The organism is Ruegeria sp. BA12, from assembly GCF_056539625.1.
This window is the reverse complement of record NZ_JBQFVF010000001.1, coordinates 743,680-754,683: the sequence shown is the minus strand read 5'-3', so window position 1 is coordinate 754,683 and position 11,004 is coordinate 743,680. Positions and strand designations below refer to the sequence as shown.

Below are 11,004 nucleotides of genomic sequence, written 5' to 3'. Positions count from 1 at the left end.
TCAGACCGACGGGAGCGGCGCGTTATCTTCAACGCGAAAACGGTTGATTCTGCGGCGATCTTCGCTGGGGCTTAGCCCGAAGGCCGCCCGATAATGCGTCACCAGAGGCGCGACAGAACCGTACCCGACGGCTGAGGCGATCTGGGGGATCGGGTCTTTGGTATAAACCACCATCTGCCGCGCAGCCTTCATACGCATGGCACGGTAATAGTGGCTGGGACTTTGACTGGTTGCCTGTTTGAAAGCCCGTTCGATCTGTCGGGGCGTCACCCCCATCCGCTGCGCCACCTCTGCCACGGAAATTGGCTCGCTCATATGCGCAGCGAACAACGCAACACTGCGGGAAACCAGAGGCGGCAGGTTATCGCCCGTGTCGGGCGCAGTTGCTCTGGGCACCTGCTGTTGCACACCGGCGCCGCGCATCATCGGGTGCTGGAACCAACAGGCGACTTCATGTGCGACGTCCCCACCCAGCCTATCCTGAATAAGATGCAATGCCAGATCAAACCCTGCCGCCGCGCCCGAAACGGTTGTTCGACTGGCATCTCTGACGATCACTTCACTGCGGGCATCCATGTCAGGGAATTCCGCTTCGAACGCGGCCTCATAACACCAATGAACCGACACCGGATGACCCTGCATGACACCCGACCGAACCAACGGAAAAACACCTGCGCTGATCCCGCCCAGAACCGTCCCGTGGCGACCTAGACTGCGCAGGGCACCGTTGCCAAAACTCGGGTTGTCGAAGACCGAAGTCGGACTGCTGAGAAGGAAAATAATGTCAATGTCCTTGCAGGCTGCCAGAGATCGCTCGGCTTCGAATCCGACACCTGCACTGGATTGGACCTTTTGGCCATTCTCGGAAATCAGCGACCAGAGGAACGCTTCTTGCCCCGCGATTTCATTGGCCGCCCGCAGCGGCTCGATCACCGAGGTCAGGCATGCCATGGGAAAGCCATCAAACAGCAAAAAGCCGATCTCGATTCTGTTTTCAGTCCGCATGGACCTGTCCTAGCAGGAAATCCGCCGCTGCCCTAAGCGAAGTTTCAAGCCCAGCGGATCAACCCGATGATGGCTGATGTTGCGTAAAACCCCTGTAGCAACAGAAATGTCCAGCGACGGTCGATCACAGCCCAGGCTGCGAACAGACCCGACGACAATAGCAGAAGCGTAAAACCCAACAGCTCCGCCCCGATATTCGAGGCGATCAGCAAGGCATAGGCCATCGCCAACACAGACCCGGTGATTTCAAACACCGTAGTCAGACTGCGACGCGAGGTTTCGAGTTTTTCCATGCTTCACCCCTGTCCTGTCATGCGGTTTATCGGAGCGGGTTCAGTGAAAAAAAATGTCATTTTGGGCCTTTGATGTTTTGTCTTTTCCTGTGACTAGACCAAGGTTATCATGTGACTCAAATGAATGATTGTCATTCTGTGATCTTATTTTGTCATACAGCGGAAAATGAACGAACGCCTAGAAATTGACGCCCTACGCGCCTTGCTGGCCATTGCTGCACATGGTGGCGTGACCCGCGCGGCGGAACATCTGGCGTTGTCTCAATCTGCGGTCAGCCACAAAATTCGTCGGCTAGAGCAGGCGTTGGATTGTAACTTGCTGGCCCGCCGCGCCGGTGGCCCCTTGTTTACCGAGGCCGGTCAACGGCTGTGCGACTATGCACGCCGGATCACCGATTTGCATGACGAAGCGTTGTCATCTTTAGGCAAGAAACCTCTGACCGGAACCATCCGCCTGGGCATGACCGAGGACACCGCCACAAGCGACATCGCCCGAATTGTGGGTCGTTTCACGCGGTTGTACCCCGACATTCGTGTCCGCACCCGCACCAGTCAAAGCCTAAACGTGCAGACCTGGTTGAAAGCCGGAGAGCTGGATGTGGCGGTGATGCAGATCTTTCGTCAGGACATTCTGCCTGACGATTTGATCCTGTTTGAAGACACGCTGCACTGGGTCAAATCGCCGGAATTTCACTTGGATTTATCCTCACCCGTGCCATTTCTCTCCTTCGATAGCCAATGTTTTTACAAACAATGGGGCATGGGACGAAAGCTGCACCAGTTCGATAACGTTCTGGAGTGCCCGAGTGCGGCAGGCATCCAATCGGCGGTGCGGTCGGGTTTGGGTGTCGCATTGTTGAACGGTATGCACATCACTTCGGACATGGAAATCATCGACAAGCTATTCCCTGTCCCGCCCCGTATCGCCTTTGTCGCGCGCACGCATCTAAAGCGCCGAAAACCGGCTGCAATAGCTCTCATTCAGGAAATCCGCAAAGAGGTTGAGACCACGATGCCTGTGACCGGCGCAGGCTAAGTTAACTCGCCCCGAGGTTGAACGCTTTGGACATACGTTCCCGGCGACGTTCGATCGACTTGTGAAACGCCAACTTGCTGAACAAAACAAGCGGGAACATCACCCGTTCACCTAGCCCGTCGATGATGACCAGCTTTCCGCCGCGTTCCTGCGCGCGGACGATGTTTTCAAACCCCATGTCACCGACAATGATCTGCCCTTTTTTGAGATCGTCCATCAGTTCCATGAACTCATCATGCAGCCGTTGGCGCGCCTCCCTGTCCGACGCAACCGCACGCTTTTCGGATTGCAGGGTCGGCGCAAGCCCACCATCTGAACCGGTCAGTTTTTCAACAACCAATGCCGGGCCTTGCGACGTCGGCGCATACCCCATGAACCGCGCGAGGCGTTCGATTTCCGGGCAGCCGCGATTCAACGCGGCCAGATATTCGTTCGCTTCTCGATTCCACTGCCGCAGATTACCATAGCGCCAGGCCGCATATCGCGGAATCGTATGATGTCGAATAGGTTCATCCACCCGAACTTTCAACAACGCGCCTTCAATTTCAGGGTGTTGGAAAATCTTGTAGTTGCGGCTTTCGCGTAGCGGGGTGTGGCCGCTTAGGTCAATCATGTCTGTCAGGTCCCAATCATGAGAAACGTGCGCCGCAGGGGCACTTAGTGCTAAAATCAGTGCCCTTCATAGGGCGTTCTGATTTCCGTGACAATTCACCTTTGTTTCAGCCTGAACTGGCGATGACGCTTCCTGAACCTGTTTGATCAACCAGTTCCGAACCGCCTCGGCGACCTTTACCTGTCTGGGCGTGCGTTGGGTGACGACGTGGTACCCCTCTTGCACCGGGGTTGCAAAAGAAACGGGTTGGCACAAGCGCCCGGCCTCAAGGTCCCCAGCGACAAATTCCCGATTGGCCAGCGCGATGCCCTGCCCGGCGATTGCTGCATCGATGGCCAGCGAAGTCTGGCTGAACGCCATGGTCTTTAGCCAGGATACAGGCACCTCTCCCAAAGCGGTCTCCAGAAACAGGGGCCACTGGCCATGGGTGTCTTCGAGCAGAACATGGTTGATCAGGTCTGCAGGCGACTGAATGGGGCTATGCCCTGACGCGAGATCAGGATGGCAGACAGCGATCAACTCTGCAGAAAACAAAGGCACGGAGACCAATCCCGGACCAAACGGTGGCTTACCCTGCCGGATCGCGATATCGACCCCGTCCGTCTGGAAATTCGCCAGCGTGTTCGACGCATCCAGACGTAGCCGGATATCGGGATGATCCTGTGCGAGATACCCCAATCTCGGCACCAGCCACCGTGTAGCAAAAGAAGGGGTTGAACTGATCGTGGCAACAACGTCTTGCGGTGACAAGTTTGCGGTTGCCTCGGCCATCAAGTCAAAAGCGCGACGGAGCGGTGCAAGATAGGCCCGGCCCTCATCAGTCAGGGACAGCCCTCTGGCCTGCCTGTGGAACAGCTTGATTTGCAATACTTCCTCAAGCGCCCGCACCTGTTGGGCCACAGCGCCTTGCGTGACGCCCAACTCATCAGCGGCCCGGCTGAAGTTCAGATGGCGCCCTGATGCTTCAAACGCCTTTAATGCGTTCAAGGGGGGTAAATTACGCATGGTTAGGGATTCAACCCGATAGATTTTCTACAAGGTTAAGGCAGAATTACTGATTGGTCAAACGTCATCGCTGACGCCATTTTTCATCCTAAGTAGACACAATGAGGTGCAACATGACGGACAACAAAGTCGCGATCATTATGGGCGGCGGCAGCGGCATGGGCGCGGAAAGCGCCCGTCGTTTGGAAGCTGATGGGTTCAACGTCGCCATCCTGTCATCATCGGGTAAAGGCGAAGCTTTGGCGACTGAATTGGGCGGCATCGGCTTGACCGGCACCAACAGGTCCAGCGCAGACATGCAAAGGTTGGTGGACATGACCATGGACCGCTGGGGTCGCGTTGATGTGTTGGTGAATTCAGCTGGTCACGGCCCCCGCGCCCCGGTTCTTGAGATCAGTGATGACGACTGGCACGAAGGGCTTGAGGTCTATTTCCTCAACGCGGTAAGGGCCGCGCGGATCATCACCCCGATCATGATCGACCAAAAGTCCGGAGCAATCATCAACATCTCGACCTTCGCGGCGTTCGAACCCGACCCGGTGTTTCCAACGTCTGGTGTGATGCGGGCGGGTCTGGCAGCCTACACCAAATTGTTCGCGGACAAACATGCGACTGAAAATGTGCGCATGAACAACGTGCTGCCGGGCTTCATTGACAGCCTGCCGGAAAACCCGGACTGGAAGGCCCGCATCCCGATGGAACGATATGGCAAGGCCTATGACGAAATCGCAGCAACCGTAGCTTTTCTAGCGTCGGACGGTGGAGCATATATCACCGGCCAGAACATCCGAGTAGACGGTGGGCTGACACGGTCGGTGTAACACCGGCGACCGCCCTGCCCCGGCTCATAACGCTGTACGGTCATTTGCTGTTATCCGCCGGGCTCTGGGACTGAGCCTTTTGCCCGGCCCAAAGCCCGATATCGTCGCCGTCGATAATGATCGCCAGATCCCAGAATTTTCGGATCTCTTCTTCAGCGAACTGCGCAGCCATCGGTTCATCCGGTACGCGCTCAACGCGGAAGCCGAACTGCTCAAATCCGCTGTAATCTATGCGGCTTAGAATGACCGGATACACCTCGCGCTCCAACGCGGCTGCGGCAAGAAACCTTGCCACATTGTATACTGATTTCATGGGGCTCACGATCCGAACACCGATATGCGTTGGCCCGCCCTCATCCCGCTCCCAAAGCGCAACGGAAGGGATCAGGCCCATTTCAGGAAATACAACATTCCCGTGCGGCTTGGGTTCTTGATCGCCAGAGATCAGATCATCCAATTGAACAGGTCGTTTAGGCGTTGTTCTGCTTAGGATATCGTACCATGAAATATCTGTCATTTTCTGCACTTGGCCTCTGCAATGATTTCGGCCGCTTTCGCCGCCCCCGGTTCTGGCAATTCAATTTTATTCAACGCGGTCCGATAGACCTCCAGATCACCTTGATCCAGGCAGTCTGAAACCGTTCGCTCGAGTTTCATGAACTCTTTCTCGGTGATGATCGCGCACAGATCGCGGTCAGCCAACGCCTGGGCGCGTCGTTCCTGATTGTCCAGATACGGTGCTGATTGGGGGATCAGGATTGCCGGAATCTTGTTGTACAGGATCTCGAGAACAGAATTGTATCCCGCCGCCGAAATGACCAAATCCGCGGCCAGGCAAAGGGTTGTGGCCTCAAAGGTCTGAACAACGTGAGTATTTGACCAACCGAAGGTGGCCGGCTGAACCTTGCTGCCCGGCCAGGTTACGACAAGATGCAAACAGTCTGACCGGTCCTCAAGCATCCCGGAAATTGCCTGAAGTTGCGCCGACCGGTCCGACGCCACGCCGCCGCCTAACATGCTGACAACCAGATGATCAAACTCACGCCCGAACCGTTCAGCCAGCCGACCCCTAAGTCCTTGGCGTTCATCACCCGACTGGACCACACGGCGAAAGATCGGGCCAACGTTGCGAACGTGATCGCCGTAACTGTAGGTGTCGTTTAGCTCTTCAAAGGCTTCGGATGGCACTATGACCTTGTCGAATACGGCCTCACGCTGGAGCATTCTTGGCCTGGACCGCCCATCAGGCCACAACCCACGCCGTATCCAAACCGCCGACAAGTTGCGCTCAAGGATCGTTCGGTAGACGGAATCAAAGACATAGCCGCCGTCAAACACCAACCTGTCATTTTCCTGCAGAGCTGCGCCAAGTCGGCGGTAAGTCAGGATATCGTTGCCATTAAAGTTGGCTGATACTTCAGTCCGCTGAACCAGAGGGATACTGTCCATGCCTTCGCGGCGCACAAGTGGAACGCAGCTGGGAAAGGCCGCAAAAATCGGGGCTATATCATCCGGCAATTCTTTGGCAATGATAGCGCATCGCTGAGCGTGTCCCAATCCAACCCCGTTGGTTGGAAAAAACACTGTTCGCTGTGCCGTTCGAATAGGTTCGCGTTTTTGGGGCTTTAGGTCTGCTGCCTTTTCCAACCGGGAAATGTCCACCGAATGCAGCCACTGGGATTTTGTCGCCTGTTCAGCCACCCCGGCAAGGTTCTCAAGTATCTTCCCTGTGAGGTACCCGTCCAGCGCAAGCGGCGTTTTGGGCCCGATCAAAGCCGGGGCGCCGGAGGACACAATGGCCTCATCATCCGTGCAATCTATCGCGACCCCACCAGTGGCGATCAACTCGACTGCAAGTGCGGCCATGCGAACCCCGGCGACACCATGACCAAACATCACCAGGACATCTGTCGTTTTTGCCAAAATACGGGCGGAAAGATCGGTATACAAAATAGTCGGCAGATCATGAAAGGGCGACTCATTGATCACCTTGTTCTGCGCCCCGTTGACGATAAGTTGCAGAGTATAGTCACTGCGATTGCTCATCCGGGCCAAGCAAGAGAGCGTCTCGGGCGCGTCAAGTTCCATGGACCCCAAGACCACGGCGACATTTGGCTTTTCGACCGCCGAACGAGCCGTTGGCCGAATGTCTGCGACCAAGGGACAGGCCGCCGAAGGTAACATCGAGCGCGGCTGGAAGTCCGTAAGGTCCAACACCGTGGCTTCACGCCCAAGGGCATATGCCAGACGCGCCTTTGCACCGATATAACTTTGCTGCGTTTCGAAACGGCCCGTGGCAACCACTGGTACGTTTGCCGCCAGTTGCCTTTGCCGCAGGGACGCAAGAAGAAGATCATCAATCTCCTCGGCGCCAAGCACAAATACCCTTTCGACCTCATGCTCGCCCGGATCGACCAAAAACTTGGCAGCATCGTAAACCCGGCCGCGACCTGCGTCTTTCGGCAAGTATTCGGCATCGATACACACGTTAAAACCGCGTGCGGTCAGCTGATCGGCAAAGATCAATTGCGCATCAAAGGTCCGCAGCGAGTGCGTGCCAGCCTCGATGAAAATCATTTCATAACCCCGCTGTCTGCAGTCAGGACATTTGACAACATTGCCCTGAAACTCTCTGCCGAGTAACGCTCCAGCACCTTTTGCGACCTTGAGACCTGTTCATGATATCGCTGCGGGTCAGCGACCAAATCAGATATGACCCGGTCCACGTCGCCCGGATGACACGTAAGGACACCATCGCCGAAATTTGCCCCGGTTTCCGGATTGGTAAGAACCACTTTGCCAGCGGCCAGCGCTTCGGTCACGACGCGGCCAAAGCTTTCTTGCCAGGTCGGCGCCGTAAAATAGACGTAGAAATCGATCATTCCAAAAAACTCGTCCACACTAATGGCGTCAAAAGGCAGCAAGGTCCAATGGGCCCGAAGAACACCCGCGTTCAGCATGGCATCAGCACCCAGAATGACATTGCTTTGAGAATGCTCGGGAAAGCACATGTCGAGGTCGGAAAGCGATGGGAACTTTTCAAACCCCGGTCGTGAATGCCTGCCCCGACGGTCCTGTGGCTTTTCGCACGGAGGACTTACATCCGTATGGCAGATGTTGAACCAGTCGGTGTCCCGAACCCTCCACTGCCTTGCCACGCGCGAGCTGTCCAACCAATCGTTCACGGTCTTGCGATTATGGGGTGAAATCGGAGCCAGGGTTCGCCTCAGCACAAAAGATGACGCCTCAATCTGGTTCAGGCAGCCGGAAACGTCGAACCCTTCCTCGCCGCCCGGACGCAAGAAATTTTCATGCGTCACAACGATCAGATCACGGGCAAAAATTTTGGTGCTCAGTACCTCGTTGAACTTTAGAAACGATGGATTGTGCAGGATCACGTAATCCGCACTAATACGCGGCGCATCCCAAATCAGCGGGATATGCAATTCGTCCAACACCTGCCGCAGTGCCGGCGCAACAGATTGATTTTCGCCAAAAGTTCGCGAAGTTATCGCGTGCACCTCTAGCGTTCCAAAGTCCACAGCCACCCGCAGTTCGGCCGCAACCGCTGCTGACGTTCCACCGGAAAACCGCGGTTCAATGATGTAGGCGATCTTTGGACGCACTGAGCAATTGATGGCCTCGAGCGCCGACATAAGCTTTAATGCGCCAGCTCGTTGTCGGTCGCAGCAGCCGCGGTACCGGCTGTCGGTCCGGCGGTATAGCCAAAGTTCAAAGTGCCCGTGGACGCGGCCTCGTAAAAGCTGCGCAATTCGACCGACAGTTCATCGGTTCCGGTCAGCAATCCGGGATTTCTTTCCAGATACGAGCGTAGCGCCTGGGTGTCATTGGCCGACAAGAGTTGATCGATGGCAAGGAGATGCTCAAGCGTGATCTCAGCGCGCGCATCCTGCGCCGTCGTCAGAAATAGTAGCGCGGTTACTATGCCAATAAGTCTGCTTTCAGTCATTTTACAAAAACCCGTCGATACTTTTTAACTTTTCACAATTCAACTTAGTCCTTCGCACTTACCCTATAATAGCGCCATTAGTTTGTCGTTGTCCTGAGTTTTTTCAGAACCTGACTTTTAAGGCGGTTAACCGGGCTACTTTGGGTCGTGGTCCGGCGGCTTTTCTTGGCCACCCGTTTGACCGGAGCTTGGCCAAGACCTTCGCCGGCCAAATACAATTCGATCACCCCGGTGGGTGTTTTTGATTTCGATCCCGTGAAATCGCGCAACAAGGCGCCTGCGTCCTTAGCAAGGGCGGCAGCTTTGGCCGCATCCTGTCTGTGATAAAACCGCACATTGGATTGGGATACTTTGTAACCAACGCGCGCCGTTCCGCTAAGTTCATGCCCCGTCGTTGTTAATTCAGCAACAAATGAGTCCACAGCATCATTGGGAATCTTGTTTGGCGCGTAGAGCCTGAATGACGCGCCGCCTCCACTTGCACTCGGATTCGATGGCTTGGCGTCTTCGCTCGGTAGGGCCGCAATATCCTCGGCAGGCAATGCCGCGGGTGTGACCGAATCCAGCGGGTTTGGTGTCTGTTTCAAAGTAAGCGCCTGTGGGATTGGAGGGCTAAGCGCTACGTCTTCCAGCTGGATAGAAGGATCAGATGAAACGACTTTCAAAGGACGCTCAGCAAGATTACCCGCCAAAGGACGATCTGGCTGAGGTTCCAGGATCCGAATTGACAGCAACTGGTGATCTTCTTCGGCCTCCAAAGCCACCGGAGATTGCAACGACACAAGCTGTGAAGACACGCTGGGCGCGCGCTGCGGGGGAATGATCTGGTCGATCGAAATCGTCAAAGGATCAATTTCTGTGGAAATCTCATCCACCAGGGCAATCCGCGTGGCGAAAAGCTCTGGTTCAAGTTCATAAGGCAGAAAACTCGGGTTTGCCTCTTGTTTTCGTAGGTCACCAGCTCCACCCACCGGCAACAGCGGTGGTTCAAGCGCCGCAACAAATGACAAAACGCTAGGCGGCACGCTTGAGGTGCTGGGCTCAACAACCTCGGTGCTAGAAGAAACAGTAGTCGAACGCCGCGAGGGCGGAATCGGGTCAATCGAAATCGCCACTGGATCAAAGCCTGCCGAAATTTCGTCCAGCAAAGCGATCGACGTAGTAAAAAACTCTGGTTCGAACTCATAAGGCAGGAAACTGGGATTAGCCTCTCGTCTCGGCAAATAGCCAGCGCCGCCTACCGGTAGTAACGGTGGTTCAAGCGTCGGAACATACGACAGAACGCTAGGGGCCAGACTTGGAGTGCCGGGCTCAACGATCTCGGCCGTTTCCGCCAACTCGGACTGAAGGGGCGCTGATGAGGCAAGACTGCTCAAATCCTGCGTCTCTTCCAATTCTGCGCCGGATGACGACGGCAATGATGACGCGTCGAACAAATCGGCGGAAATGACAGTTTCGCCCCCTGCTCCACTCGGCACATCAGGTTGCGATGGTCCGGTTTGGCCAAAATCGTCTGCCGCTGCACCATCAGTAGACCCAATAGCCGCGCTTTCAATCGGGTTCGATACACCCAATCCGAACAAAGTCAGAAATATCGAAGACGAAGCAACCACACCGATGGTGCATCCAAGGGCCACCAAGCTCCACCTGATCCTGCGCCGCGTCCGTTGGTGATCTTTCAGCTGTTGCAGGAGCTTTTTGGACAGGCGATGATCAACTTCCTCGGAAGACAGTATTAAACTTAACTCTGCCCTCGTCAGCGCGCTTAAGGACGCGTCTTCGCTGACCAGAGCGTCATCAGACGGGCCCGGCCTCCCTGCGTCCTTTTCTTCCAGAACGCTCTTGGCTGTTGCTTGGTCTGGTTTAGCAGCTGCACGATCAGTCTGTTCACGATTGGTCGGCTTGTCTTTCTGTCTGGGTGTCCGTGTAGAGGTTGCTTTGTCTCCGCCTTGCAGATCTCCCTGACGAGCCTCAGGACTACTGGGGTCTGCTTTTTTCGACTCGGCTGCACGACGGGCAAGCACTTCATTTCTTTTGTGTCTTGCTTCCTCGACCTGAGCGGACCATGGCTTTTGCTTGCTTTGGGCACGCTCATTTGTGGTTGATTGGTTGGTCCTACGGCGAACCGGTTTGGGTTGTTGACCCTCTTTGTTTTGCTGCGCAGGCGCCGAAAGGTTTTTTTCTCGTTCTACCCGCGCTTTTTCAAGCACCTTCTGCCACTCGGGGGATTGCACAAAATCATAAATATCCGCCGTTTGATT

11 protein-coding genes are annotated in these 11,004 nt (G+C 55.5%); 2 read left to right on the top strand and 9 right to left on the bottom strand.

The features are described 5' to 3' along the window. Positions 1–1,005 (bottom strand): GlxA family transcriptional regulator, encoded by a 1,005-nt coding sequence (locus tag ACR0B0_RS03695; protein WP_170358153.1) that lies wholly within the window; start codon positions 1,003–1,005, stop codon positions 1–3. Between the two features lie 44 nt (positions 1,006–1,049). Beyond that, complete coding sequence (locus ACR0B0_RS03690) at positions 1,050–1,298, bottom strand: hypothetical protein (RefSeq protein ID WP_170393794.1); 249 nt, start codon at positions 1,296–1,298, stop codon at positions 1,050–1,052. A gap of 166 nt (positions 1,299–1,464) precedes the next feature. Between ACR0B0_RS03690 and ACR0B0_RS03685 the strand changes: the two genes are divergently transcribed. Beyond that, positions 1,465–2,334: a LysR family transcriptional regulator gene (locus tag ACR0B0_RS03685; RefSeq protein ID WP_170409590.1), complete on the top strand. Its 870-nt coding sequence runs from the start codon at positions 1,465–1,467 to the stop codon at positions 2,332–2,334. A gap of 1 nt (position 2,335) precedes the next feature. On the opposite strand, the gene ACR0B0_RS03680 is transcribed toward ACR0B0_RS03685, so the two are convergent. Continuing rightward, positions 2,336–2,947, bottom strand: a complete 612-nt coding sequence (locus ACR0B0_RS03680; RefSeq protein ID WP_170348493.1) for a YrbL family protein — start codon at positions 2,945–2,947, stop codon at positions 2,336–2,338. A gap of 66 nt (positions 2,948–3,013) precedes the next feature. Then, positions 3,014–3,952, bottom strand: coding sequence for a transcriptional regulator GcvA (gcvA, locus tag ACR0B0_RS03675; RefSeq protein ID WP_480646464.1), 939 nt, complete (start codon positions 3,950–3,952; stop codon positions 3,014–3,016). A 113-nt stretch (positions 3,953–4,065) separates the two neighbouring features. Here gcvA and ACR0B0_RS03670 point away from each other — a divergent pair, with 113 nt between their 5' ends. After that, a complete protein-coding gene (locus ACR0B0_RS03670) occupies positions 4,066–4,773 on the top strand; it encodes an SDR family oxidoreductase (RefSeq protein ID WP_170548516.1) in 708 nt (235 codons plus the stop codon). 40 nt (positions 4,774–4,813) lie between these two features. Here the strand turns inward: ACR0B0_RS03670 and ACR0B0_RS03665 are convergent, their stop codons facing one another. The 5 genes from ACR0B0_RS03665 to ACR0B0_RS03645 all read right to left on the bottom strand — a co-directional run bounded on the left by ACR0B0_RS03665 (position 4,814) and on the right by ACR0B0_RS03645 (position 10,380). Continuing rightward, complete coding sequence (locus ACR0B0_RS03665; protein WP_170348490.1) at positions 4,814–5,290, bottom strand: hypothetical protein; 477 nt, start codon at positions 5,288–5,290, stop codon at positions 4,814–4,816. Further along, entirely contained in the window at positions 5,287–7,350 is a 2,064-nt protein-coding gene (locus ACR0B0_RS03660; RefSeq protein WP_480646461.1) for a glycosyltransferase, read from the bottom strand. Before ACR0B0_RS03660 ends, ACR0B0_RS03665 begins: the two co-directional genes overlap by 4 nt. After that, positions 7,347–8,429, bottom strand: a complete 1,083-nt coding sequence (locus tag ACR0B0_RS03655) for a hypothetical protein (RefSeq protein ID WP_480646459.1) — start codon at positions 8,427–8,429, stop codon at positions 7,347–7,349. Before ACR0B0_RS03655 ends, ACR0B0_RS03660 begins: the two co-directional genes overlap by 4 nt. A gap of 5 nt (positions 8,430–8,434) precedes the next feature. After that, entirely contained in the window at positions 8,435–8,743 is a 309-nt protein-coding gene (locus ACR0B0_RS03650) for a hypothetical protein (RefSeq protein ID WP_170348487.1), read from the bottom strand. Positions 8,744–8,820: 77 nt separating this feature from the next. Further along, entirely contained in the window at positions 8,821–10,380 is a 1,560-nt protein-coding gene (locus ACR0B0_RS03645) for a hypothetical protein (protein WP_480646457.1), read from the bottom strand. Positions 10,381–11,004: the final 624 nt, after the last annotated feature.